The sequence below is a fragment of the Amycolatopsis sp. MEPSY49 genome (assembly GCF_051337345.1).
GTDB lineage: Bacteria > Actinomycetota > Actinomycetes > Mycobacteriales > Pseudonocardiaceae > Amycolatopsis.
The window spans coordinates 781647-805139 of sequence record NZ_JBDLYJ010000002.1 but is presented as its reverse complement, the minus strand read 5'-3'; the positions used below and the strand labels follow the sequence as shown (position 1 = coordinate 805139).

The window sequence follows — 23493 nt, the reverse complement described above, 5'->3', positions numbered from 1 at the left end:
CGTAGGGAACACCGGGCGGGCGGCCGGCCTAGAGCGAGCTGATCAGGCGTTCCACGCGCTCGTCGACCGAGCGGAACGGGTCCTTGCACAGGACCGTGCGCTGGGCTTGGTCGTTCAGCTTCAGGTGCACCCAGTCGACCGTGAAGTCACGGCCCGCGGCTTGGGCGGCGGCGATGAAGTCGCCGCGCAGCTTCGCGCGGGTCGTCTGGGGCGGGGTGTCCTTGGCGGCCTCGATCTCGCCGTCGTCGGTGACCCGGCGGACCAGGCCCTTGCGCTGGAGCAGGTCGAAGATGCCCCGGCCCCGGCGGATGTCGTGGTAGGCCAAGTCGAGCTGCGCGATCCGCGGGCTGGACAGGTCCAGGTCGTGCTTGTGCCGGTAGCGCTCGACCAGCCGGTGCTTGATCGCCCAGTCGATCTCGGTGTCGATCTTGCCGAAGTCCTGCTGCTCGACCGCGTCCAGCGCCCGGCCCCACAGCTCGACGACGCGCTCGTTCGCCGGCGTCGACCCGTTGTCCTTGAGGTGCTGGATCGCGCGGGCGTGGTACTCACGCTGGATGTCCAGCGCCGAGGCCTCGCGCCCACCGGCGAGGCGCACCTGGCGGCGGCCGGTGAGGTCGTGGCTGATCTCGCGGATCGCCCGGATCGGGTTGTCCAGGGTGAAGTCGCGGAACTGGACGCCGGCCTCGATCATCTCGAGGACGAGGTTCGCCGAGCCGACCTTGAGCATGGTCGTCGGCTCCGCCATGTTCGAGTCGCCCACGATGACGTGCAGGCGCCGGTAGCGCTCGGCGTCGGCGTGGGGCTCGTCGCGGGTGTTGATGATGGGCCGCGAGCGCGTGGTCGCGCTCGAGACGCCCTCCCAGATGTGTTCCGCACGCTGGGAGAGGCAGTAGACCGCGCCGCGCGGGGTCTGCAGCACCTTGCCGGCACCGCAGATGAGCTGCCGGGTCACCAGGAACGGCAGCAGCACGTCCGCGATGCGGGAGAACTCACCGGCGCGGGTCACCAGGTAGTTCTCGTGGCAGCCGTAGGAGTTGCCCGCGGAGTCGGTGTTGTTCTTGAAGAGGAAGATGTCGCCGCCGATGCCCTCGTCGGCGAGCCGCCGTTCGGCGTCGACCAGCAGGTCCTCGAGGATGCGCTCCCCGGCCTTGTCGTGCGTGACCAGCTGGACCAGGTCGTCGCACTCGGCCGTCGCGTACTCGGGGTGCGAGCCGACGTCCAGGTAGAGCCGGGAGCCGTTCGACAGGAAGACGTTCGATGAGCGTCCCCAGGACACGACCCGCCGGAAGAGGTAGCGCGCCACCTCGTCGGGCGAGAGCCTGCGCTGTCCGTGGAAGGTGCACGTGACCCCGAACTCGGTCTCGATGCCAAAGATCCGCCGCTGCATCCCACCAGAGTAGGCGCTGCACCCCCTTCGACGGTGCGCCGTTCGGGCGTCGACACGCCCCCGGTATGCCACAGACGGTGAAATCTCCCCGATTCAGGCACGATTGGAGCACTGCTCTTGACGACTTGGGGAAGGCGACTCCTTGACACACCAGCTGATCCAGGCCTTCCGGCGGGTCGGGCGTACCGACCGCGCCCTGATGCGGCGCACCGCCGCCCTCCCGGCCACGAAAGCCGACGACGCGCTGATGGCGCTGTCCAGATCGGCGAACAAGTCCCGCCTCTGGTGGGGCGTCGCGGCGCTGCTGGCCACGCGGAAGGGGCCCACCAGGCGGGCCGCCTTCCGGGGGGTCGTCGCGATCGCCGGGGCCAGCGCCGCGGCCAACCTGATCGGCAAGCCGCTCTTCCCCCGCCGCCGCCCGGCCGAGGAGGAGACCCCGGTGCGCCGCCGCCTGCGGAAACGCCCGACGTCGTCGTCCTTCCCGTCCGGCCACTCAGCCTCCGCGGCGGCCTTCGCGACGGCGGTGGCGATGGAGTCGCCGCGCGCCGGCCTCGCCGTGGCGCCGCTCGCGCTGGCCGTCGCCTACTCCCGCGTCCACACCGGCGTCCACTGGCCCTCCGACGTGGGGGTCGGCCTGGGCATCGGCGTCGGCGTCGGCCTGGCGACCCGGCACTGGTGGCCGCTGCACGACGACGTCCCCGGCCGCACCGCCCACGACGCGGACGCGCCGGAGATGGTCGACGGCGACGACATGCTCGTGCTGGTCAACCCGAAGTCCGGGATCGACGGCCAGGACCCGACCGAGGACGCCCGGCACGCCTGGCCCAAGGCCGAGATCCTCTACCCGGACCCCGACCAGGACCTGATCGCCCAGCTCGAGAGCGAGATCGACGCCCGCGGGACGGTCCGTGCGCTCGGCGTCGCGGGCGGTGACGGCACCGTGGCCGCGGTCGCCGCGGTCGCCGCCGAACGCGACCTGCCGCTCGCGCTGATCCCGGCGGGCACGCTCAACCACTTCGCCCGCGACGTCGGCGTCACCTCGATGCCCGACGCAGACGCGGCGACCGAGGTCGGCAACGCCGTCGGCATCGACCTGGGCGAGGTCGAGATCGACGGCGGCGACGGCACCGCGCACCGCTGGTTCGTCAACACCGCGAGCCTCGGCGGCTACCCGGAGATGGTCCGGCTGCGCGAGAAGCTCCAGCAGAAGCACCCCAAGTGGCCCTCGGCGGCGATCGCGCTGACCCGTACGCTGCGGCACGCCCGGCCGCTGACCGTCCGGCTCAACGGCAAGCTCACGCAGGTCTGGCTGCTGTTCGTCGGCAACGGCACGTACGCGCCGAAGGGTTTCGCGCCCAGCCGGCGGCCCGCGCTCGACACCGGCCTGCTCGACGTCCGGTACCTGCGCGCCGACCTGCCCTACTCGCGGGCGCGGTTCCTGCTGGCGATGGTCACCCGCAGCCTCGCGGCCAGCCACGTCTACCAGGAGATCGACGTGGCCGAGCTGGACGTCGAGCTGCTGGACGGCCACCGCCGCGTCGCGACCGACGGTGAGGTCGGGCCGCTCGGCAACCGGTTCCGCTTCCGGTCCCGGCCCAGCGCGCTGACCATCTACCGCCTTTAAGGACTCTTTACCTTTTCTCAACGAACCCACAGCGTCCCCTGGCTAGCGTCTTGATCGAGATGCGGGCGGTCTTGCCCGCGGCCAGGGGACGAGCGGGGATTCGATGGACGGGCACGGCCTGGCGACCGGCATCCACCGGGCCGCCATCGACCCGGTGCTGCCCGGCGACATCACCGCCCGCGCCCGCGACCTGGGCCCGTTCGAGTCGCCGCTCATCTGGCTCGCCTTCGCCTCGGCCGCCGTCGCGGTCCTCGCCACCGTCATCGCGCTGTGGCACCGCCGCCGGACGCGCCGCTGGGGCTTCACCGCCTTCGGCGTTCTGTTGCTGCTCGCGGGAGTCACTGCCCTGAACAGCTACGTCGGGTACGTGCGGACGTCCGACGACCTCGCGCGCCTGCTCCAGAAGGGGCCCGGCGTGGTCAACCTGGCCGGCCGCCTGCTCGACGACGGCAAGGAAGCGCCATCGGAGTCGGCGGTGTCGCACCCGGGCGCCGGCACCGCGGCCGCCGGCCAGCGGATCGACGTGGTGAACCTCCCCGACCCCGCGCACGGCGTCCCGTCCGGCAGCAACTACGTCATCCTGCCGCCGGGTTACAACGCCGACGCGGCCCGGCGCTACCCGGTCGTCTACCTCATTCACGGCTACCCGTTCGGGGGCCCGCGAGACTGGCTGACCTCGGGGGACGCGCCCGGCACGCTGCTGGCCCTGCAGCAGGCGAACGTGATCGCGCCGATGATCGTGGTGAGCGTCGACCTGACGGCCGGGGTGCCCAGCACGGACTGGGAGTGCCTCGACGTCCCCGGCGGCCCGCAACTGGAGACGTACCTGGCACGCACGGTGGTCCCGGCGATCGACCAGCGCTACCGGACCTTGGCCGATCGCAGCCACCGGGCGCTGGGCGGCATGTCCGGCGGCGGCTTCGGCGCGCTGAACATCGGGCTGCACCACGTGGACGAGTTCGGCACGTTGCTGATCGCGTTGCCGTACGACGATTTGAACGACTCGGTGGGCGTTTTGGACGGCAACCGGGCGGCGATCGCGGCCAACACCCCGCGCCGGTACTTGCCGACTATGAACTTCCCGGCGCCGGTTTCGGTGATGCTGGCGGTGGGGACGGGGGCGCCGACGGACGTCACCACGGCTCATCGGATCGCCGATGCGCTGCGGGCGCGGGGGCAGGAAGCCGTGGTGCACGCCGAACGCGGGTTCAACCACACCTGGCATACCGCGCGGGCTACTCTTCCCTATCTGCTGGCCTTCGCCGATCAGGCTTTTCGGGCTTCGCCCGCCGTGTCTTGAGGCCTGGGTGGCGGGGAGGTTGGGCCCGTCCTTTCCAAAGAAATGTCCTCGCCGGGCGGGCAGGCTCTGGGATGGCCTTGGGTTTTGCTCTCCGGCTCGTCTTCTCGGGTGGTTGCTGGGTGGTCATCCCGTCGCCTGAACGAGGCCTATCACTTTGAGCCAGGCCCGCAAGCTTGCGTTGTCTTCTCGCCTTTTCCTGTGGGTTGCGGGCCTGGCTCAAAGTGATTTTTGCGGCCTCAGGCGACGGGATGACCACCCAGCTTCTTTTCCTGGTTGGCCGGCTGGCTGCGTCGTCGGCTACGCACGACGGCGGGGGCGTGGCCATCGGCCACGCCCCCGCCTTCTCGAAGCCTTACTCGCCTTCCGGCTTGCTCTCCGGCTCCTCGCCCACCGGGTCCGGTACCGGCAGCAGCGCGTCCAGGGCCGTGCCCGTCAGGCGGCGGAACGAGCGGCGCGGGCGGTCGCGGTCCAGGACCGCCACCTCCAGCTTGATCGGGTCCGCTTCGCCGTTGCCGTTCGACGACGACGTTGACGACGAGGAACCCGCCGACGACGAAGTCGTGGCCGGCTGGGTCGGGGTGCGCAGTGCCGCCACCGCCACGCCCAGCGCCGCCTGGAGGTCGAGGCCGTCCTCGAACGTCTCCTTCAGCTTTGCCGAGATCTTGTCCGCCTGGCCGCCCATCACCACGTACTGCGGCTCGTCGAAGATCGAGCCGTCGTAGGTCAGCCGGTACAGCTGGTCCTCCGCCGCGGTCGCCGCCACCTCCGCCACGCAGATCTCCACCTCGAACGGCTTCAGCTGCTCGGTGAAGATGCTGCCCAGCGTCGCCGCGTACGCGTTCGCCAGCGCCCGCGCGCTCACGTCGCGCCGGTCGTACTGGTAGCCCTTCAGGTCCGCGTGCCGGATGCCCGCCACGCGCAGGTTCTCGAACTCGCTGTAGCGCCCGACCGCGGCGAAGCCGATCCGGTCGTAGATCTCGGACACCTTGTGCAGCGTGGCCGAGGGGTTCTCCGCCACGAACAGCACGCCGCCCGCGTACTTCAGCACCACCACGCTCCGGCCGCGCGCGATGCCCTTGCGCGCCAGCTCGGAACGCTCCCGCATCAGCTGCTCGGGAGAGGCATACAACGGCATCGTCACGGTGTGCGCTCCAGGTCTTCCGGGGTTTCCACGTTCACTGGTTCTCCGCCCGCGTCAGGAGAGCCGGCGCTGCTGGCGCTCGATCCGCCCCGCCACCACGGCTTCCGCGACCGCGGCGGTCTCGGACTCCGACAGCTGCACGGCGCCGTGCTCGGCGGTGATCGTCACGACGCTCGGGAAGATCCGCCGCACCAGGTCCGGCCCGCCCGAGGCGGTGTCGTCGTCGGCCGCGTCGTACAACGCCTCCACCGCGACCCGCACCGCGCCCTCGACGTCGGCGTCCGGGTCGTGCAGCTTCTTCAGCGCGGACTTCGCGAACAGCGAACCCGAGCCGATGCCGGCGTACCCGCCGTTCTCCTCGTAGCGGCCGCCCGCGGCGTCGTACGAGACGATCCGCCCGGCGTGCTTGGCGTCCTCGGCCTCCAGGTCGTACCCGACGAACAGCGGGATGGCCGCCAGCCCGGCCATCGCCATCTCGAGGTTGCCCTTGACCATCCCGGCCAGCTTGTTCGTCTTGCCGTCCAGCGACAGCGAAACGCCCTCGATCTTCTCGTAGTGCGCGAGCTCCACGGCGTACAGCCGCACCATCTCCACGGCCAGCCCCGCCGTGCCCGCGATGCCCACCGCCGAGTACTCGTCGGTGACGTGCACCTTCTCGATGTCCCGGCTCGCGATCAGGTTCCCCGACGTCGCCCGCCGGTCGCCCGCGATCAGCACGCCGCCGGCGAAGGTGCAGGCGACGATCGTCGTCCCGTGCGGCACGCCCAGCTCCGCCACCCCGCCCGGCGCCACCTTCCGGTGGGGAAGCAGCTCAGGCGCCTGCTCGCGCAGGAAGTCCGAAAACGACGACGTCGCCGACGAGAAGTACGCGGCAGGCAGCGCGGGACCCGAGATGCCCCTGGTGTTGTCCATACGTGCTCAAAAATCCCATCTGTGCGAGCCAGAGGGACCAGAGCCCCGCGCGGCGAACGACCACGCGAGACCCCGGCCGCCGGCTGAACGGTCGGCAAGGGCGCGGCGCCCGAGCGGCTTACTCGCCGCCCTTCTGCACGTAGGCCCGGACGAAGTCCTCGGCGTTCTCTTCGAGCACGTCGTCGATCTCGTCCAGGATCGTGTCCACGTCCTCGCCGAGCTTCTCGCGCCGCTCCTGACCCGCCGCGCCGGTGTCGTCGAACTCCTCGTCGGAGTCACCACCGCCGTGCTTTTCGATCTTTTCCTGGGCCATCTCGCCTCCCGGTCTGGCTGATGTTTCCTAGCCTACCCAGCGGCCCCGACATTCGGGGCAACGCCGCGATCGCTGGTGCGTCACGCCTAGTCCGAACCGGTGAGCGCCTCCACCAGGTCCTCGGCCGTCGCCGACTCGTCCAGCAGCTTGCCGACGTGCGCCTTCGTCCCCCGCAACGGCTCCAGGGTCGGGATCCGCACCAGCGACTCCTTGCCCACGTCGAAGATGACCGAATCCCACGACGCCGCGGCGATCGACGTCGCGTACTTCTCCAGCGCCCGGCCCCGGAAGTACGCCCGCGTGTCCGACGGCGGCGTCGTCACCGCGGCCAGCACCTCATCCTCGGTGACCAGCCGCTTCATCGACCCGCGCGTCACGAGCCGGTTGTACAGGCCCTTCGCCAGCCGCACGTCCGAGTACTGCAGGTCGACCAGGCGCAGCCGCGGCGCGCCCCAGGCCAGCTGGTCCCGCTGCCGGTAGCCCTCCAGCAGCCGCAGCTTCGCCGGCCAGTCCAGCCGGTCCGCGCACTCCTGCGGGTCGCGGGCCAGCGCGTCCAGGACCTCGCCCCAGACCCGCAGGACCTCCTTCGAGGCCTGGTCCGCGCCGGTGCGCTCCAGGTTCTGCGAAGCGATCTCGTGGTAAGCGAACTGCAGGTCCAGCCCGGTGTACTTCTTCCCGTTCGCCAGCGCGACCTGCGTCTTCAGCGTCGGGTCGTGGCTGATCTGGTGGACGGCCTTGACCGGCTCGTCGAGCTTCAGGTCGTCGAACCGGATGCCCGACTCGATCAGGTCCAGCACCAGCGCCGTCGTCCCGACCTTGAGGTACGTCGAGTACTCCGACATGTTGGCGTCGCCGATGATGACGTGCAGCCTGCGGTACTTGTCCGCGTCCGCGTGCGGTTCGTCGCGGGTGTTGATGATCCCGCGCTTCAGCGTCGTCTCCAGGCCGACCTCGACCTCGATGTAGTCCGCGCGCTGGGAAAGCTGGAAGCCCGCTTCCTCGCTCTGCTGGCCGATCCCGACCCGGCCCGAGCCGGTCACGACCTGCCGCGACACGAAGAACGGCGTCAGCCCCGCGATCACCGCGGTGAACGGCGTCGACCGCGCCATCAGGTAGTTCTCGTGCGTGCCGTAGCTCGCGCCCTTGCCGTCGACGTTGTTCTTGTACAGCTGCAGCTGCGGCTGGCCGGGCACGGACGCCGCCTTGAGCGCGGCCTCCTCCATCACCCGCTCCCCCGCCTTGTCCCAGATGACGGCGTCGCGCGCGTTCGTCACCTCGGGCGCGGAGTACTCCGGGTGCGCGTGGTCGACGTACAGCCGCGCGCCGTTGGTCAGGATGACGTTCGCCGCGCCGAGGTCCTCGACGTCCGGGTCGTGGCCCGGCCCGCCGGGCCCGGTCAGGTCGAACCCGCGCGCGTCGCGCAGCGGCGACTCCACCTCGTAGTCCCACCGCGCCCGCCGGGCGCGCGGGATGTCGGCCGCGGCCGCGTAGGCCAGCACGACCTGGGTCGAGGTGAGTACCGGGTTCGCCGTCGCGTCGCCCGGCACGGAGATGCCGTACTCGACTTCGGTTCCCATGATCCGCCGCATGTCCACCACCCTACGGGGTCGCCCTAGTGGAACGATGCACCCATGCCAGGCAGTGACGAACTCGTTGCCCTCTATGACCAGGCCGGCTCCGTCGTCGGCACGACCACCCGGAGCCGGGTCCGCGCCGAGGCCCTGTGGCACGCCGCCGGCGTCGTGCTGGTCCGTTCGGGTGACGGCAGCGCCGTCTACGTGCACCTGCGCACCGCGGTGAAGGACGTGTTCCCCTCGACCTGGGACTGCTGGGCCGGCGGCGTCGTCGCGGCGGGTGAGACACCGGCCGAGTGCGCCCGCCGCGAACTGGCCGAAGAGCTCGGCGTCCACGGGGTGGAACCCGTTCCGCTGTTCACCAAGGTCTACGACGACGGCCGCAACCGCTGCCACAACTTCGCGTTCGAGGTCCGCTGGGACGGCCCGATCCGCCACCAGGCCGAAGAGATCGTCGAAGGCCGTTGGATCCCGCTGGAAGACCTCCGCGCCTGGGTCGACGACCCGGCGCCCGAACTGCCCTTCATCCCCGACGGCCGCGAAGGCGTCCAGGAGTGGTTCCGCCGCTACGGCTGAGCCGTCAGCTTCGCCTTCATCGCAGGTAGCAGGCGCTTCGCCGCGTCCACGGCCCGCGTCTCGGTGCTCGCCGAGACCGTCAGCTCGGACACGAGCGTTCCCTTGGCCAGCAGCACCGTGCAGGTCTTGCCGTCGCTCCAGGCCTGCTGCCGCTCGACCCCGGGCTGGACGGGGATGCTCACCGGCTTGCCCGCGCACTCGTTTTCCGCGACGGCCTGGGCGGCCGAGGAATCCGGGAACACCACGACGCGGTGGCTCAGCACCGACCCGCTGGGATAGCGCCAGGTCGCGGTCCGGCTGCCCGCCGACGGCCCGTCCGCCAGGCAGCCGGCGACCTCGTTCGAGCCCGGCTGCACACCTTCGTCCGCGACGTCCGCGTCGGACAGCAGCGCGGGCTCCGCGAGCAGACCGGGATCGGGCTCCGGCGGCGCGACCGGAACGGCCTGCGCGGGACGCACCGGCGCCTCGGTCGTGACCGGCGCCGACGTCGGCGCCGGATCGTCGTAGTACGTCTCGAGGTTGTTCGGATCGGGCCCTTCGCAGGCCGTCAGGCCCACCAGCGCGACCGCGGCCAAGGCGACCACCTGACGATGACGCACCCGGCCTCCTGTCGTCGGTTTCGTGCCAGCGAAGGGTAGTGCAACCGCTCAGTCCCACTTCAGGGAGGACCGGTGTCGCCAGTACGCGCCGGGGTCCTCGGCGAGCCCGGCCAGCGCGTCCCGGTCGGCCGCGCCCAGCCGGACCGTCGTGGCCCGCAGGTTCGCTTCCAGCTGAGCCTGGCCGGCCGGCCCGATGACGGCGGTGTCCACCCACTCCTGGTCCAGCACCGCGGCGACGGCGACGGCGTCCGGGCCGATCCCGTGCGCGGAGGCGATGTCGAGGACGGTCTTCGGCGCCGCCACCGCGAGCCGGCCGTTGGCCAAGGTTTCCTTGACCAGCACGCGTTTCCCGGCCGCGTGCGCCGCGGCCAGCGCGCGGCCGGCCGACCGCTCGAGGACGTTCCACGTCGACTGCACCGCGGAAAACACCGGCCGCCCGGCCACTTCCAGCGCGAACGCCCGCTCGATCGCGTCCGCCTGCGCCGGCCCGGACGTCGAGAACCCGACCGCGACGCCGTTCGCGGACAGCTCCGCCAGTGCCTCGACCAAGGGCTCGTCGGTGAACAGTGGACTGTCCACAGTGAGCGAATGCACCTGGTACAGCCCGACCCGGTTTCCGAGCAGCGCCAGGGTTTCCGCCCACTGCGTCGCGAACCGCGCCGCCGAGTGCTCCTTCACCTCGTGCACGTCGGCGTCGAGCCGCCAGTCCCCGACGTACGCGTAGCCCCACTTGCTGGACACCTCGACGTCGGCGTGCCCGCGTTCGGCGAGCCAGCCGGCCAGGAACTCCTCCGAGCGCCCGTACGAGCGGGCGACGTCGACGTGCCGGACGCCCGCGGCGTAGGCGTCGTCGAGCACCGCGAAGGTCGCGGCCCGCATGGAATCGACGTCCCGCACCGGCGGCAGGGCGCCTTCGCGGCCGAGGTTGATGTAGGCGGGCCGGCCCAGTGCCGCCAAGCCGAGCGCGATGCGGTCCATGGTCGCCTTCACGCCGTCTGCTTGTGCCGGAGGATGGCCAGCCACTGGTCGGAGTTCTGCGCCTGGCGGTGCAGCTTCTCCAGGCGCGCGGCCGGAGCCCGGACGTAGCCCTTCCCGAAGACCGGCGCGATCTGGCGCAGGCTCGCGCCGCCTTCGCGCGCGGCGAGCAGCGCCCAGTCGGAGGCGTCGGCGCAGGCCGCCGAGGCGCGGCGGAGCTCGCCGAGGATGTCGATGAGCTCCTGGGCGCCCACCTCCCCCGCCTGGACGGCGGCCGCCGTCGTCTCCAGCCAGGCCAGGACGTCGGCTTCGGTGATGGGCGCGCGGGGCCGATGCGTTTCTTCGCTCACGGCCGGTGAGTATAGGTCGTTATACGTCGATATACTCGGTGGCAGCCATGACGACACGCGCCGGATCCCCGCCGGACGTCGAGCAGCTGCTCGACGTCTTCAAGGCGCTCGCGAACCCCGAGCGGCTGCAGATCCTGCGGTGGCTGCGGGAGCCGGAGCGCCACTTCCCCGTGGAGCGGGCGATCGCCGACCCGGCCGAGGTCGGTGTGTGCGTGAGCCACATCCAGGAGAAGACGGGGCTCGCGCAGTCGACGGTCTCGGCGTACATGGCCGCGCTGCAGCGCGCCGGCCTGGTGCGCGCGACCCGCGTCGGGAAGTGGACGCACTACAAGCGCGACGAAGCCCGGATCGCGGGGTTCGTCGCGGCGCTCGGCCACTCCCTCTGACCTCTCCCCTCCCCTGCCGCGGCCCTCTCGATTGACTCATATCGCAGTTCTGCGATACTTCGATCCATGACCACCATCGAGGGGATGCGGCTCGGCCGCTACGGGATCTGGACGTTCGACTTCGAAAGCCTGCCGGCGAGCCGGATCCGGGAATCCGCGCGGGAACTGGAAGAACTGGGCTGGCCGGCGCTCTGGATCCCGGAGACCGACGGCCGCGAAGCGCTCACCCACGCCGGCTTCCTGCTGGCCGCCACCGAGAAGCTGACCGTCGTCAACGGCATCGCGCAGATCGGGTCCCGCGAGCCGCGCTGGACGCAGGGCGCGGCCCTGCTGCTCGCGGACGCGTACCCGAACCGGCACTTGCTCGGCCTCGGCTTCGGCGGCGTACCCGGCCCGAAGCCCCTGGAAGCGGTGCGCGGCTACCTCGAAGCGATGGACGCCGCCGCGATCACCAACCCCGCGCCGCGGGCCCCGATGCGGCGACTGCTGGCCGCGTACGGCCCCAAGATGCTGGGGCTGGCCCGCGACCACGCGGCGGGCGCGCACACCTACCACGTCACCCCGGAGCACACGGCCCAGGCACGGGAAATCCTCGGCGACGGCCCGTTCCTCGGCGTCGAGCACGCCGTGCTCTTCGAGACGGACCCGGCGAAGGCGCGCGAGATCGCCCGCGCGCACCTGCACCCGTACCTCACGCAGCCGTACAACATCGCGAAGTTCCGGCGGCTCGGCTACACCCAGGAGGAGATCGACGGCGCGGCCGACCGGATCGTCGACGACCTGGTGTTCTGGGGCGACCTCGACACGATCATCACGAAGCTGGGCGGACACCTCGACGCGGGCGCCGACCACGTGGGCATCCAGGTCATCGGCGTCGAGCCGGGCGAATCGGCGATGCCGCACTGGCGCCGGCTGGCCGAGGCGCTGCTACCCGTCGCCGCGTAGGCCGAACCGGGCGGTGCAGTGCCAGACGCGCTTGAGCACCTGGGGGTCGTGCCGGCCGGCGCGGACGGCGTCGCCGATGACGCGGGCGTCGAGCCGGCCGTCCTCGGCGATCTCCTTGCCGGCCCGCACGACGTCCTCGCCGCGGTAGTCCGCGTGCTCGGCCAGCACCTCGACGGGCAGGCTGAAGCCGTGGTGCCACCTGGTGGGAAACGGCAGGTCCGCGGCCGCCGCCTCGACGTCGGTGCCGCGGAACGCCGGGTCCAGGACGAGCGCCTCGACGTCGGCCGCCGGCCGGAGCGGGCCGTGGACGTGGGCCTCGACGTGGTCGTCGAGCTCGTCCTGGACGTCCGCCTCGGCCAGGCGCAGCAACGGCATGTGCGCGGCGGTACCGAAGTCGTCCGGCTCGGCGAAGCTGTCCGGGTAGCAGAACGTCGTCCGCGCCAGCACTTCCCGCTTCAGCACCAGGTGGGACGAGCCGAACCGGACGGACCCGCCCGCCGGGCGGCGGCGGTAGTTGAGCGAGCCGTACTTCGGCCGGGCCGACGGTGGCAGGTCGTCGTAGGCGCCGCCGAACATGCGGTGCTCCCAGCGCCAGCGGTCTCCCCCGGCGTGCGCCGTGAGGCCGCCGTTGCTCGTGCCCGTCTCGAACTGCGAGCGGTAGACGCCGTCCGTGACGAGGTGTCGCAGCAACGGCACCTCACCCACCAAGCGGTCCGGGTGGAAGTGGACGGTGACGTCCAGGCCTTCGGGCAGCGGCGGTCCCGTCACGCGGCTCGCGACGTGTGCGATCGCTCGCTGCCACGGTTCTTCCCCCAGTGCCATGTGCGGCATCCTACCCCGAGCCGTATAGGTCGTTATACAGAAGGAGAGCTCCGAAAACCGCTGGCTTCGCGCCCCGCGCCCCGGCTTGACTGCGCCCATGCGGTTCGGAGCGGCGGGTTTCGGGGTCACGGCGCGGTTCGCGCTGCTGGCCGTCGTGTGGGGTGCGAGTTTTCTGTTCATCAAGGTGGGGCTGGCCGGGCTCTCCCCCGCGCAGATCGCGCTCGCGCGGGTCGCGCTGGGCGCGCTCGCGCTGGCGGCCGTGCTTGCGGTGCGCCGGCGGCCGCTGCCCCGGGATCCCGTGCTGTGGGGCCACCTCGCGGTCGTTTCGGTGCTGCTGTGCGTGGTGCCGTTCCTGCTCTTCTCGTGGGCGGAACAGTACATTTCGTCCGGTCTGGCCAGCATCTTCAACGCGACGACGCCGCTCGTCACGATGTTGCTGGCCGCCGCGGCACTGCCCGAAGAGCGGTTCACGCCGCCGCGGGTGCTGGGCCTGTCGCTCGGATTCCTCGGCGTGCTCACGATCGTCGGGGTGTGGCACGGCGTCGACGTCTCGCACCAGCTGACCGCGCAGCTGGCCTGCCTGGGCGCTACGACGTGTTACGGCGCGTGCTTCGTCTACATGCGCCGGTTCGTCTCCCCGCGTGGCGTGGCCCCGGTCGTCGTCGCGTTCGGTCAGACCGGGTCGGCGACGGTGCTGCTCGGCTTGCTGGCGCCCGCGATCGCGACCACGCCGGCGCGCTTGGACCTCGCGGTGGTGGCGAGCATGGTGGCGCTCGGCGTTTTCGGCACGGGAATCGCGTATGTCTGGAACGTCCGGATCATCGCGGCCTGGGGCGCCGCCAACGCCTCGGCGGTGACCTACCTCACACCGGTCGTCGGGGTGCTGCTCGGCGTGCTGGTGCTGGGTGAGCCGGTGAGCTGGAACCAGCCGGCCGGCGCGGTTCTGATCGTGGTGGGCATCCTCGCGGCGCACGGACGGCTGCGGCGACGCAAGCCCGAACCCGCGCTGGTCAGCCGCTAGACACGCCGATGGGGCGGTCGCCGAAGCGGCCGCCCCATCGAACCTCGGAACTACAGGTACTGACCGGTGTTCGTGGCGGTGTCGATCGCCCGCCCCGAGTCCTGGTTCTTGCCGGTGACGAGCGTGCGGATGTAGACGATCCGCTCGCCCTTCTTGCCGGAGATCCGGGCCCAGTCGTCCGGGTTGGTGGTGTTGGGCAGGTCCTCGTTCTCCGCGAACTCGTCGACGATCGCGTCGAGCAGGTGCTGCACGCGCAGACCCGGCTGCTTGGTCTCCAGCACCGACTTGATCGCCGACTTCTTCGCCCGGTCCACGATGTTCTGGATCATCGCGCCCGAGTTGAAGTCGCGGAAGTACAGGACTTCCTTGTCCCCGTTGGCGTAGGTCACCTCGAGGAACCGGTTCTCGTCGCTCTCCTCGTACATGCGCTCGACGGTGTGCTGGATCATCGCGTCGAACGTCGCCTTGGCGTCGCCGCCGAACTCGGCGAGGTCGTCCGCGTGGATCGGCAGCCCTTCGGCCAGGTACTTGGAGAAGATGTCCTTCGCGCCTTCGGCGTCCGGACGCTCGATCTTGATCTTGACGTCGAGCCGGCCCGGCCGCAGGATCGCCGGGTCGATCATGTCCTCGCGGTTGGAGGCGCCGATGACGATGACGTTCTCCAGGCCTTCGACACCGTCGATCTCCGACAGCAGCTGCGGCACGATCGTGGTCTCGACGTCGGACGAAACGCCCGACCCACGGGTCCGGAAGATCGAGTCCATCTCGTCGAAGAACACGATCACCGGGGTGCCTTCGGAGGCCTTCTCCCGCGCCCGCTGGAAGATCAGGCGGATGTGCCGCTCGGTCTCCCCGACGAACTTGTTGAGCAGCTCGGGACCCTTGATGTTCAGGAAGTAGGACTTCCCGTCCGCCGCGTCGCCCCGTGCTTCGGCCACCTTCTTGGCCAGCGAGTTCGCGACCGCCTTGGCGATGAGCGTCTTGCCGCAGCCCGGCGGGCCGTAGAGCAGGACGCCCTTGGGCGGGCGCAGCTGGTACTCCTGGTACAGGTCGGCGTGCAGGAACGGCAGTTCCACCGCGTCGCGGATCTGCTCGATCTGCCGGGTGAGGCCGCCGATGTCCTCGTAGCGGACGTCCGGCACCTCCTCCAGCACCAGGTCCTCGACCTCCGCCTTCGGCACGCGCTCGTACGCGTAGCCTGCCTTGGAGTCGACCAGCAGCGAGTCGCCCGGCTTGAGCGGCTGCTCGGCCAGCAGGTCGGAGAGCAGGACCACCCGCTCCTCGTCCGCGTGCCCGACCACCAGCGCGCGAAGGCTGCCGCCCTCGACGTCGGCGGCGAGCACCTCACGCAACGCGCACACCTCGCCGGTGCGTTCGAAGCCGCCGGCCTCGACCACGGTGAGCGCCTCGTTGAGCCGCAGCGCCTGGCCGCGACGCAGCGAAGAGAGCTCGACCGCGGGCGATACCGACACCCGCATCTTGCGGCCCGCCGTGTAGACGTCCACCGTGTTGTCTTCGTACGCCTCGACGAAGACGCCGTAGCCGGACGGCGGCTGGGCCAGCCGGTCGACCTCCTCACGCAGCGCGAGGAGCTGTCCTCGGGCTTCACGCAGGGTTTCGACCAGTTTGGTGTTGCGCTCGGTGAGCTGGCTCACCCTTTCCGAGGCCTCGGCGAGCCGCTGTTCGAGAACTCGGTTCTGCCGTGGCGAGTCGGTCAGTTTGCGGCGCAGCAGCGCCACTTCCTCCTCGAGAAAACGGATCTGCCGAGCCTGCTCGTCCGCCGTCGTCCCAGCTCCGGATGTTGCTGAAGGGTCGGCCTCCTCGCGCCGACCTCCGGGAAGGTCATGATGCATCGGGCACCTCCTCGGAGTGCTTTTCATTCCACGGTACCGGCGATCACCGACAAGAAAAGGCCTTTCCGGATCACAAGATCGGCGCGTCGCGGTTTCCTCGCCTGGTCCAGCACGGACATTCCCGCAGCGCAAGAGGCCATTTTGGTGCCGTGGCCCCGGTGTGTCGCGGGCCCGTCCGGGCCGGGACGAACCAAGCACGTCGGGAGTACCCGGCTCTCCGGGGCGCCAACCGCGCCCGAGCCGGGCAATTCCGGCCAGTTCCGCCCTAACCGCGCGGCGGAGGAGCCCGGTGGCTAGCATCGGGCCGACGTCGGCCGCCTCGAAGGCCGGGTTCACCGTCGAAGGAACGCTAGGGGGCACCACCCATGACCTACCCGCCGCAGCAACCGGGCGGCTACGGCCAGCAGCCCGGAGGTTACGGGCAGCAGCCCGGGCCGTACGGCCGGCAGCCGGGCGGCTACCCCCAGAGCGGACCGCAGCCCCAGCCGGGCTACGGCGGCACCCAGCAGTTCGGCCAGCCCGATCCGTACGGTCAGCCGCAGCAGGGGGGTTACCCGCCCCAGACGGGCCCTCAGCCCCAGCAGGGCCACCCCCAGTACGGGCAGCAGGACCAGTGGGGCCAGCAGCAGCCCCAGCAGGACCAGTGGGGCCAGCCGACGCAGCAGCAGCAGCCGGGCTTCGGCGGTTACGACCCGTACGGAGGCGGCGGCTTCGGTGACGCGCCGCCGCCCAAGAAGAAGAAAACCGGGCTCATCGTCGGCATCGCGGCCGCGGCGGTGCTCCTCGTCGGCGGCGGCGTGACGTGGTTCGTCGTGGCCAGCGGGGACGACGACAACACCGCGGCCCCGCCCGCCACCAGCAGCTCCGCGGCCCCGACGACCGCGCCGAAGGCGACCACCCCGAAGCCCAAGAGCACCTCGCCGACTTCGACGCCGAAGAGCACCAAGCCCGCGAGCGGCCCCGCGCCGGCCGGCAAGGGCAGCTCGCAGGAGCTGTTCGACACGACGATCGCCGCCTACAACGCGGGTGACGAGAAGGCGCTCGGCGACGCGATCTGCCGGAGCGTCTTCGAGGGCACCACCGGCGACATCCCGAAGGTCACGGTCAAGCTGACCGGCTCGCCGCAGGACACCGGGGACAAGTCCACCGTGCGCTACTCGGCCACGGACGGCAGCAAGACCAAGGTCGGCACGATGTCGGCCCAGAAGGAATCCGGCCTGTGGTGCCTGTCCAACGTCAAGGCGGACGGCTCGTGAGCCCCCGCGTTCGGTGAACCGCGCGCTCGCCGCCGGGCTCGTGCTGCTCGGTGTGGCCGGCGCGGGCGTGGTGCTGGGACTGCTGCTCGTAGCGCCGTCCGGCGCCCCGCCCGCGCCGTCGAGCCCACCCCCGGCGCCGCGGACGTCGGCTTCGGCGGCGCCGAGCGCGGTCGACACCGCGGCGGTGAACGTGCTGGCCCGCGCGATCGTCGACGCGATCACGGCGCACGACTCCGCGGCGTTCGGCAAGCTGACGTGCCGCCCGCAGACCGCCGAAGCCCTGGGCAGGCTGCAGCGGATGTGGGACGCGGCCGGCCGGGTGACGGCGACGCTGCGGGAGCCACCGGAGGTCCGCGGCGAGTCCGCGACGGCGAAGGTGCACGTCGAGGCCCCGGGCGGGACGAAGGACACGCCGTTCCCGCTCCACAAGGAGAACGGCCGCTGGTGCGTCCCCGGCTAGCAGCGCCCCAAGGCCGCCTTGGTTGCGTCTCACGCACCCAAGGCGGCCTTCGGTGCGTCTCACGCACCCAAGGCCGCCTTCGGGCGCTTCACCTCAGCCCTTGCCCTTCGACGGCCGGCGGGACACGCGGGGTGACACCGTCCCGTCCGCCAAGCGGCGCGCGGTGAGCAGGAACGCCGTGTGCGCGACCATCCGGTGGTCCGGGCGCACCGCGAGGCCCACCACGTGCCACGGCCGCATCAGCGTTTCCCACGATTCGGGCTCGGTCCAGCACTGCTGCTCGCGCAGCGACTCCGTGACGCGGGAAAGCTGCGTCACCGTCGCCACGTAGACCGTCAGCACGCCACCCGGCACCAGGTGCGCGGCGACGTTCGGCAGCTGGTCCCACGGGGCCAGCATGTCCAGCACGACCCGGTCGACCTCGCCCTCGTGCGTCGCCAGGTCCGCGACCGTCAGCGACCAGTTCGCCGGCTTCTCCCCGAAGAACTTCACGACGTTGCGCTCGGCGTGCTCGGCGTGGTCGTCGCGGATCTCGTACGAGCTCACGTGCCCTTCCGAGCCGACCGCGCGCAGCAGCGAACACGTCAGCGCGCCGGAGCCGGCACCCGCTTCGAGGACGCGGGCGCCCGGGAAGATGTCGCCCCACATCACGATCTGCGCGGCGTCCTTCGGGTAGATCACCTGCGCGCCGCGGGGCATCGAGAGCACGTAGTCCGGCAGCAGCGGGCGGAGGGCCAGGTACGTCGACCCGCCCGCCGACGTCACCACCGAGCCCTCGGGCCGGCCGATGAGGTCGTCGTGGGCGAGCGCGCCGCGGTGGGTGTGGTACTCCCCGCCGTCGGCCAGCGTCAAGGTGTAGTGCCGCCCCTTCGAGTCGGTCAACTGCACCCGATCACCCGCGCGAAACGGTCCGCTGACCGACAACACTTCCTCCTGTACCCCGAATGGCCGACGACAGATCTTCGCAGGCCGTCCGGGGCCCGGCCTCAGCGGGTACGGCGGTTCAGCGCGGCGCGCAGGTCGTCCCGGCGCAGCACGCCCGCCGGACGGCCCTCGTCGTCGACGACCAGGAACTGCCACGCCGGCGTCTCGCGGACGCGCTCGACGACGTCTTCCCCCGGTTCCGAGGCCAGCAGGACGGTTTCGGCGCGGATCGGCTCCGCCGCGAGCTCGGCGGGCGCGTGCGGCGAGGTGCCCGCGAGCCGCTCCGCCGCGCCCGTGTCGAGCAGCCCGGCCGCCACGCCGTCCGCGCGGACGAGCACCACGCCCCGGCCCGCCGACGCCGCGAGCGCGTCCGACACCGGGCTTTCGGCGGGCAGCTGCAGCACCGGCCGCACCAGCTGGCCGAGGTCCAGACCTTCGGGCCAGGTGCGGCGCGCCTCCGCTTTCAGCTCGGACCGCGCGCCGAGGATCACGAACCACGCCGTGACGACGCAGACGCCCAGGCGCAGCCACCGGTCCGGGCTGCCGGTCGCCAGGCCCCACAGGGCCCACACGAGCAGTCCCGCGGCGACGACCGCGCCGCCGGCGACCGCGGCGCGCGTGCCCTTCGCGCGGATCCCGGTGGCCGCCCAGACGCCCGCGCGGACCAGCCGGCCGCCGTCGAGGGGCAGGCCGGGCAGGAGGTTGAACACGCCGACGGCGAGGTTCGCCACCGCGCACTCGGCCACCAGCATCCAGACCGCGCCGTCCGGCGGGACGGCGAACATCAGCAGGCCGCAGAACCCGCCCAGCAACAGCGAGACCGCCGGGCCCGCCGCGGCGACGAGGCCTTCGTGGACCGGCCGCTTCGGCGTCCTGGCCACTTCGGACAGGCCGCCGAGCAGGAACAGGCGCACCCGCCGCACCGGGATCCCCAGCCGCAGGGCGGCCACGCAGTGCCCGAGCTCGTGCGCCAGCACGGACAAGCCCAGCAGCAGCGCGAAGGCGCCGGCCAGCAGCCACGACGTCAGCGTCGAGGCGTCCGGGAGCAGCCGGCCGACCAGCGGCGTGTAGAGCACGACGACGATCAGCGACCCGATCCACCAGGACGGCGCGAGCAGCACGGGCACGCCGGCGACCCGGAACAGCAGGAGACCACCGTCCGGGAGGACGGCCTGCCGGGTGCCCCCGGTGCCCTGTTCACTGGTCGCGGCCATGCGGGAGAGCCTAGAGCCCCCGGTGTGGGGAGCGGGTGATCCGGTCCGGGTGGTGTCGCGCACGGCCCAAGCGCCCCAAGGCCACATTGGTTGCGTTGAACCAGCGCTGCGGCGCGAAGCGCCTCCGTTGAGGGTGGCGGTGGGGGCATGGATGGAGCACCGAAGGCCGCCTTGGTTGCGTCTTGCGCACCGAAGGCCACATTGGGGCGCTTGAGGCCGCGGGTGCGGGTGCCGGGCGTTGCGGTCGCCGGAACTGTCGGACCCCGGCGTTACGCTCTGCCCATGCCCGACGCCGACACCGTCACCACGGATCCCCCAGCAGCCACCGCCGTCGCCACCGAGGTGCGGCGGCGGCCCGCGCTGTCGCCGTCCCGGGCCAGCGACTTCAAGCAGTGCCCGCTGCTCTACCGGTTCCGCGCGGTCGACCGGCTGCCCGAGGTCCCGACCAAGGCCCAATTGCGCGGCACGCTCGTCCACTCGGTGCTGGAGCGGCTGTTCGCGCTGCCGGCCGCCGAGCGCGTCCCGGCCCAGGCGAAGGAGCTGCTCGGCCCGGCGTGGACGGACCTGTCCGCGGACCGTCCGGAGTGGACCGAGCTGTTCGACGGCGAAAAGCCCGACGACCACGCGGACTGGCTGCGGTCGGCGGAAAAGCTGCTGGACGCCTACTTCGAGCTGGAGGACCCGCGGCGGCTGGAACCCGAGGCTTGCGAGCTGCACGTCGAAATCGAGCTCGGCTCCGGTGTCCTGCTGCGCGGCTACATCGACCGCGTCGACGTCGCGCCGACCGGCGAAATCCGGGTCGTCGACTACAAGACCGGCGCCGCGCCGCGGGAAATCGGCGAGGCCAAGGCGATGTTCCAGATGAAGTTCTACGCCGTCGTGCTGTGGCGGCTGCGCGGCGTCGTGCCGCGGCAGCTGAAGCTGATGTACCTCACCGACGGCCAGTCCCTCGCCTACACCCCGGACGAGGCCGAGCTGGTGCGCTTCGAACGCACCCTCGAGGCCATCTGGCAGGCCATCCTCAAGGCGGGCAAGACCGGCGACTTCCGCGCGAACAAGACCAAGCTGTGCAACTGGTGCGACCACCAGGCGCACTGCCCCGAGTACGGCGGCACGCCGCCGGACTACCCCGGCTGGCCGGAGCCCGGCGCGGGCGAGGAGACGCCGCTGGACCGGGCCGACTGATGGCCGACGCGTTCTACGTCCCGCTCGGCGACGACCGCTACTCCGCGACCGGGCACACGGCCGGGCCGTGGTCGTCGGAGTCCCAGCACTTCGGCCCGCCGTCGGCGTTGCTGGTGCGCGCCCTCGAAAACGTCGAACAGGCGCACCCGGCCGAGCTCGCGCGGGTGACCGTCGAGATCCTCGGCCCGGCACCGGTCGCCGAGCTCACCGTGCGGGCCCGGGTCGAGCGGCCGGGCCGGTCGGTGGAGCTGCTGCAGGCCGAGCTGGCGAGCGCGGACCGCGTCGTGGCGCGGGCTTCCGCGTGGCGCATCGCGACCGCCGACACGACCGAGGCCGCCACGGACGCCGGGCCGCTGCTGCCCGCTCCGGACACCGTGACGGAGTCGCCGTGGCCGGAGGGCTGGCAGGCCGGCTACCTCGACGCCGTCGAGTGGCGGGCGGTGCGCGGCGGCATGGACGTGCCCGGCCCGGCGGCCGTCTGGGCCCGCCAGCGCGTGCCGCTGGTCGACGGCGAGGAGCCGAGTGGGCTGCAGCGGCTGTTCGCCATCGCCGACTCCGGCAACGGCGTGTCGAACTTCCTCGACCCGCGCAAGTGGTGGTTCATCAACTCCGAGCTGACCCTCCACCTGCGCCGGGTGCCGGAAGGCGAGTGGATCGGCCTCGACGCGGTCACGCTGGTCGGCAAGCACGGCATCGGCACCGCGACGAGCATCCTGCACGACGCGGCCGGCCCGGTGGCCACCGGCGCGCAGGCGCTGATGGTGCGACCGCGACAGGCCGGGGGCGGATAGCCACCCACAACGGCCCCGCATCCAATAACCTTCGCGGAACGACCGACTTGAGGAGCGCTCCGGCATGCAGATCACCTCGGTGGTCAACCAGAAAGGCGGGGTCGGCAAGACCTCACTGAGCGTCGGCACCGCGGCCGCGCTGGCCGAGCGGGGCCGGCGGGTGCTGCTGGTCGACCTCGACCCGCAGGGCCACGCGACGACCGAGATGCTCGGCCTGTCCGAGGTCCGCGGAGACGCGCCGACCTTGGCGAAAGCGCTGGCCAAGACGTGGAAGGGCCCGATCGAGGAGCTCGTCGTCCCGCACCCGCGCAGCAACCTCGGCAAGGGTGGCGCGCTCGACGTCGTGCCGACGTCACCGGGGATGTTCGACCTGATCCGGCGGCTCGACTCGTTCCGCGTGCCCGGCTGGCAGCTGGCCCGGGTCATCCAGTTCGCCAACTACGACCACTGCGTCATCGACTGCCCGCCGGCGCTGGACGTGCTGACGAACAACGCGCTCGCGGCCTCGCACGGCATCCTGGTCCCGGTCCAGCCGGACAAGACGAGCATCCGCGCGCTGCGGCTCCTGGCCGACCAGGTCCGGTACGTCGAGCAGACGGTCGGGCGGCAGCCGCTGTCCTGGTTCGGCCTGGTGCCGAGCCTCTACCGGCGCCCGATCTCGCACTACGCGGCGGCGGCGCTGCAGGAGATGTACGAGTTCGGCATCCCGATGCTCTCGCACCTGCCGCTGGGCGTGGTGATGAACGAGGCGGCGGCGCACGGCGTCCCGGTGACGACGTACGCGCCGGAGACGCTGCAAGCGCTGTCCTTCCGCGAGATCGCCGGCACGCTGGACAGCTACCTGGAGCAGAACCAGGCCCCCGCGGTGGTCCCGGCGGACGAGGAGTTCGTCTTCGAGGACTTCATCTCGGAGGTCGCGGTGGCCCGCAACGTCAACGACAACGGCGCCCGCAAGGGCCTCTACGACCTGCTGCCCAAGAAACCCCACCGGCCGCGCTGAGTGCGCGGCCGGCCGGGGTTCCGGTCAGAGGCGGCAGGAGCGGATGTCCGACGCCAGGATCGCCTTCGCGCCGACCTCGGCCAGCTCGTCCATGATGAGGTTGACCTTCTTGCGCGACACCATCGCGCGCACGGCCACCCAGTCGTCGTCGGCGAGCGGCGCCACGGTCGGCGACTCGAGACCGGGCGTGATGGCGATGGCCTTTTCGACCAGCGTCCGCGGGCAGTCGTAGTCCAGCATCATGTACTGCTGCGCGAACACGACCCCGCGCAGGCGCGCGGCCAGCTGCGACTTCGCCTTGCTCTCCGGCGTACCGCGACGCTGCAGCAGCACCGCTTCGGACACGCAGATCGGGTCGCCGAACGCGACCAGGTTGTTCTGCCGCAGCGACCGGCCGGACTCGACGACGTCCGCGATCGCATCCGCCACGCCCAGCTGGATCGAGATTTCGACCGCGCCGTCGAGGCGGATCACTTCGGCCTCGACGCCGTGGCGGGCGAGGTCGTCGCGGACCAGCCGCGGGTACGACGTCGCGAGCCGCTTGCCGTGCAGGTCGGCCGGCTTCCAGTCGCGGCCGGCCGGGGCGGCGTAGCGGAACGTCGAACCGCCGAAGCCGAGCGCCTGGATCTCCTCCACCGGCGCGCCGGAGTCGAGCGCCAGGTCCCGGCCGGTGATGCCGAGGTCGAGGTCGCCGGAGCCGACGTAGATCGCGATGTCCTTGGGGCGCAGGAAGAAGAACTCGACCTCGTTGACGTGGTCGAGCACGGTCAGATCGCGCTGCTCATGCCGCTTCCGGTAGCCCGCCTCGCCGAGCATCTCCGTCGCCGCGGCGGCGAGGGCTCCCTTGTTCGGCACGGCAACACGCAGCATTTCGCTCTTCTCCTC

The 23493-nt window shown here is 71.6% G+C and carries 24 protein-coding genes; 11 read left to right on the top strand and 13 right to left on the bottom strand.

Translation table 11 applies throughout. The annotated features are described in order from the left end of the window. Positions 1–28 precede the first annotated feature (28 nt). Entirely contained in the window at positions 29–1387 is a 1359-nt protein-coding gene (gene pafA, locus ABFJ78_RS12880) for a Pup--protein ligase (protein ID WP_436386177.1), read from the bottom strand. A gap of 199 nt (positions 1388–1586) precedes the next feature. Between pafA and ABFJ78_RS12875 the strand changes: the two genes are divergently transcribed. After that, positions 1587–3011: a bifunctional phosphatase PAP2/diacylglycerol kinase family protein gene (locus tag ABFJ78_RS12875; protein ID WP_436386787.1), complete on the top strand. Its 1425-nt coding sequence runs from the start codon at positions 1587–1589 to the stop codon at positions 3009–3011. Positions 3012–3114: 103 nt separating this feature from the next. Continuing rightward, on the top strand, positions 3115–4311 hold the full coding sequence (locus ABFJ78_RS12870) for an alpha/beta hydrolase (protein ID WP_436386176.1): 1197 nt from the start codon (positions 3115–3117) through the stop codon (positions 4309–4311). A gap of 352 nt (positions 4312–4663) precedes the next feature. Here ABFJ78_RS12870 and prcA read toward each other — a convergent pair whose 3' ends face one another. From prcA to dop, 4 genes are all read right to left on the bottom strand, one after another. After that, on the bottom strand, positions 4664–5452 hold the full coding sequence (gene prcA / locus ABFJ78_RS12865; protein ID WP_436386175.1) for a proteasome subunit alpha: 789 nt from the start codon (positions 5450–5452) through the stop codon (positions 4664–4666). A gap of 54 nt (positions 5453–5506) precedes the next feature. Beyond that, complete coding sequence (prcB, locus tag ABFJ78_RS12860; RefSeq protein WP_372665203.1) at positions 5507–6364, bottom strand: proteasome subunit beta; 858 nt, start codon at positions 6362–6364, stop codon at positions 5507–5509. Between the two features lie 118 nt (positions 6365–6482). Continuing rightward, positions 6483–6677: a ubiquitin-like protein Pup gene (locus tag ABFJ78_RS12855; RefSeq protein WP_013226725.1), complete on the bottom strand. Its 195-nt coding sequence runs from the start codon at positions 6675–6677 to the stop codon at positions 6483–6485. Positions 6678–6763: 86 nt separating this feature from the next. After that, on the bottom strand, positions 6764–8266 hold the full coding sequence (gene dop, locus ABFJ78_RS12850; RefSeq protein ID WP_436386173.1) for a depupylase/deamidase Dop: 1503 nt from the start codon (positions 8264–8266) through the stop codon (positions 6764–6766). 42 nt (positions 8267–8308) lie between these two features. On the opposite strand from dop, the gene ABFJ78_RS12845 reads away from it, so the two are divergent. Beyond that, entirely contained in the window at positions 8309–8827 is a 519-nt protein-coding gene (locus ABFJ78_RS12845) for an NUDIX domain-containing protein (protein WP_436386171.1), read from the top strand. Here the strand turns inward: ABFJ78_RS12845 and ABFJ78_RS12840 are convergent. The 3 genes from ABFJ78_RS12840 to ABFJ78_RS12830 are packed head-to-tail and all read right to left on the bottom strand — an operon-like array spanning position 8818 to position 10751. Next, entirely contained in the window at positions 8818–9426 is a 609-nt protein-coding gene (locus tag ABFJ78_RS12840; protein ID WP_436386170.1) for a hypothetical protein, read from the bottom strand. The genes ABFJ78_RS12845 and ABFJ78_RS12840 overlap by 10 nt on opposite strands. 48 nt (positions 9427–9474) lie before the next feature. Beyond that, entirely contained in the window at positions 9475–10404 is a 930-nt protein-coding gene (locus ABFJ78_RS12835; protein ID WP_436386786.1) for an aldo/keto reductase, read from the bottom strand. Between the two features lie 8 nt (positions 10405–10412). Continuing rightward, positions 10413–10751, bottom strand: a complete 339-nt coding sequence (locus ABFJ78_RS12830) for a hypothetical protein (RefSeq protein ID WP_372665208.1) — start codon at positions 10749–10751, stop codon at positions 10413–10415. A 47-nt stretch (positions 10752–10798) separates the two neighbouring features. On the opposite strand from ABFJ78_RS12830, the gene ABFJ78_RS12825 reads away from it, so the two are divergent. Further along, positions 10799–11137 carry an ArsR/SmtB family transcription factor gene (locus ABFJ78_RS12825; RefSeq protein WP_436386168.1) on the top strand — a complete coding sequence of 113 codons (339 nt, stop codon included), beginning with the start codon at positions 10799–10801 and terminating at the stop codon, positions 11135–11137. Between the two features lie 66 nt (positions 11138–11203). Further along, complete coding sequence (locus tag ABFJ78_RS12820) at positions 11204–12082, top strand: TIGR03620 family F420-dependent LLM class oxidoreductase (RefSeq protein WP_436386167.1); 879 nt, start codon at positions 11204–11206, stop codon at positions 12080–12082. On the opposite strand, the gene ABFJ78_RS12815 is transcribed toward ABFJ78_RS12820, so the two are convergent. Next, on the bottom strand, positions 12065–12904 hold the full coding sequence (locus tag ABFJ78_RS12815) for a DUF3626 domain-containing protein (protein ID WP_436386166.1): 840 nt from the start codon (positions 12902–12904) through the stop codon (positions 12065–12067). The two genes, ABFJ78_RS12820 and ABFJ78_RS12815, sit on opposite strands and share 18 nt — an antisense overlap. Before the next feature lie 97 nt (positions 12905–13001). Between ABFJ78_RS12815 and ABFJ78_RS12810 the strand changes: the two genes are divergently transcribed. Then, the gene (locus tag ABFJ78_RS12810) at positions 13002–13925 is read left to right on the top strand and encodes a DMT family transporter (protein ID WP_436386165.1); all 924 of its coding nucleotides are present in this window, start codon (positions 13002–13004) and stop codon (positions 13923–13925) included. 50 nt (positions 13926–13975) lie between these two features. Here ABFJ78_RS12810 and arc read toward each other — a convergent pair whose 3' ends face one another. Continuing rightward, positions 13976–15778, bottom strand: a complete 1803-nt coding sequence (gene arc / locus ABFJ78_RS12805; protein ID WP_285451603.1) for a proteasome ATPase — start codon at positions 15776–15778, stop codon at positions 13976–13978. A gap of 365 nt (positions 15779–16143) precedes the next feature. On the opposite strand from arc, the gene ABFJ78_RS12800 reads away from it, so the two are divergent. Beyond that, on the top strand, positions 16144–17034 hold the full coding sequence (locus ABFJ78_RS12800; protein WP_436386164.1) for a hypothetical protein: 891 nt from the start codon (positions 16144–16146) through the stop codon (positions 17032–17034). 13 nt (positions 17035–17047) lie between these two features. Continuing rightward, positions 17048–17494, top strand: a complete 447-nt coding sequence (locus ABFJ78_RS12795; protein WP_436386163.1) for a hypothetical protein — start codon at positions 17048–17050, stop codon at positions 17492–17494. Positions 17495–17587: 93 nt separating this feature from the next. On the opposite strand, the gene ABFJ78_RS12790 is transcribed toward ABFJ78_RS12795, so the two are convergent. Both ABFJ78_RS12790 and ABFJ78_RS12785 read right to left on the bottom strand, forming a co-directional pair. Then, the gene (locus tag ABFJ78_RS12790) at positions 17588–18418 is read right to left on the bottom strand and encodes a tRNA (adenine-N1)-methyltransferase (protein ID WP_372665216.1); all 831 of its coding nucleotides are present in this window, start codon (positions 18416–18418) and stop codon (positions 17588–17590) included. A 62-nt stretch (positions 18419–18480) separates the two neighbouring features. Then, positions 18481–19632, bottom strand: a complete 1152-nt coding sequence (locus ABFJ78_RS12785; protein WP_436386161.1) for a site-2 protease family protein — start codon at positions 19630–19632, stop codon at positions 18481–18483. A gap of 282 nt (positions 19633–19914) precedes the next feature. Here ABFJ78_RS12785 and ABFJ78_RS12780 point away from each other — a divergent pair, with 282 nt between their 5' ends. From ABFJ78_RS12780 to ABFJ78_RS12770, 3 genes are all read left to right on the top strand, one after another. Next, positions 19915–20817 carry a RecB family exonuclease gene (locus ABFJ78_RS12780; protein ID WP_436386160.1) on the top strand — a complete coding sequence of 301 codons (903 nt, stop codon included), beginning with the start codon at positions 19915–19917 and terminating at the stop codon, positions 20815–20817. Then, positions 20817–21608: a thioesterase family protein gene (locus ABFJ78_RS12775; protein WP_436386159.1), complete on the top strand. Its 792-nt coding sequence runs from the start codon at positions 20817–20819 to the stop codon at positions 21606–21608. The genes ABFJ78_RS12780 and ABFJ78_RS12775 overlap by 1 nt, the downstream gene beginning before the upstream one ends. A gap of 64 nt (positions 21609–21672) precedes the next feature. Then, positions 21673–22608, top strand: a complete 936-nt coding sequence (locus ABFJ78_RS12770; protein ID WP_436386157.1) for a ParA family protein — start codon at positions 21673–21675, stop codon at positions 22606–22608. 24 nt (positions 22609–22632) lie between these two features. Here ABFJ78_RS12770 and hisG read toward each other — a convergent pair whose 3' ends face one another. Beyond that, positions 22633–23478 (bottom strand): ATP phosphoribosyltransferase, encoded by an 846-nt coding sequence (gene hisG, locus ABFJ78_RS12765; protein ID WP_436386155.1) that lies wholly within the window; start codon positions 23476–23478, stop codon positions 22633–22635. Positions 23479–23493: the final 15 nt, after the last annotated feature.

Coding starts and splice junctions, on each gene's coding strand:
- hisG (WP_436386155.1), bottom strand. CDS start 23,478: ATGCTGCGTGTTGCCGTGCCGAACAAGGGAGCCCTCGCCGCCGCGGCG.
- ABFJ78_RS12800 (WP_436386164.1), top strand. CDS start 16,144: ATGACCTACCCGCCGCAGCAACCGGGCGGCTACGGCCAGCAGCCCGGA.
- ABFJ78_RS12875 (WP_436386787.1), top strand. CDS start 1,587: ATGCGGCGCACCGCCGCCCTCCCGGCCACGAAAGCCGACGACGCGCTG.
- ABFJ78_RS12775 (WP_436386159.1), top strand. CDS start 20,817: ATGGCCGACGCGTTCTACGTCCCGCTCGGCGACGACCGCTACTCCGCG.
- ABFJ78_RS12835 (WP_436386786.1), bottom strand. CDS start 10,404: ATGGACCGCATCGCGCTCGGCTTGGCGGCACTGGGCCGGCCCGCCTAC.
- ABFJ78_RS12825 (WP_436386168.1), top strand. CDS start 10,799: ATGACGACACGCGCCGGATCCCCGCCGGACGTCGAGCAGCTGCTCGAC.
- ABFJ78_RS12855 (WP_013226725.1), bottom strand. CDS start 6,677: ATGGCCCAGGAAAAGATCGAAAAGCACGGCGGTGGTGACTCCGACGAG.
- ABFJ78_RS12870 (WP_436386176.1), top strand. CDS start 3,115: ATGGACGGGCACGGCCTGGCGACCGGCATCCACCGGGCCGCCATCGAC.
- ABFJ78_RS12770 (WP_436386157.1), top strand. CDS start 21,673: ATGCAGATCACCTCGGTGGTCAACCAGAAAGGCGGGGTCGGCAAGACC.
- ABFJ78_RS12815 (WP_436386166.1), bottom strand. CDS start 12,904: ATGGCACTGGGGGAAGAACCGTGGCAGCGAGCGATCGCACACGTCGCG.
- ABFJ78_RS12820 (WP_436386167.1), top strand. CDS start 11,204: ATGACCACCATCGAGGGGATGCGGCTCGGCCGCTACGGGATCTGGACG.
- pafA (WP_436386177.1), bottom strand. CDS start 1,387: ATGCAGCGGCGGATCTTTGGCATCGAGACCGAGTTCGGGGTCACGTGC.
- ABFJ78_RS12780 (WP_436386160.1), top strand. CDS start 19,915: ATGCCCGACGCCGACACCGTCACCACGGATCCCCCAGCAGCCACCGCC.
- prcB (WP_372665203.1), bottom strand. CDS start 6,364: ATGGACAACACCAGGGGCATCTCGGGTCCCGCGCTGCCTGCCGCGTAC.
- ABFJ78_RS12810 (WP_436386165.1), top strand. CDS start 13,002: ATGCGGTTCGGAGCGGCGGGTTTCGGGGTCACGGCGCGGTTCGCGCTG.
- ABFJ78_RS12785 (WP_436386161.1), bottom strand. CDS start 19,632: ATGGCCGCGACCAGTGAACAGGGCACCGGGGGCACCCGGCAGGCCGTC.
- ABFJ78_RS12845 (WP_436386171.1), top strand. CDS start 8,309: ATGCCAGGCAGTGACGAACTCGTTGCCCTCTATGACCAGGCCGGCTCC.
- arc (WP_285451603.1), bottom strand. CDS start 15,778: ATGCATCATGACCTTCCCGGAGGTCGGCGCGAGGAGGCCGACCCTTCA.
- dop (WP_436386173.1), bottom strand. CDS start 8,266: ATGCGGCGGATCATGGGAACCGAAGTCGAGTACGGCATCTCCGTGCCG.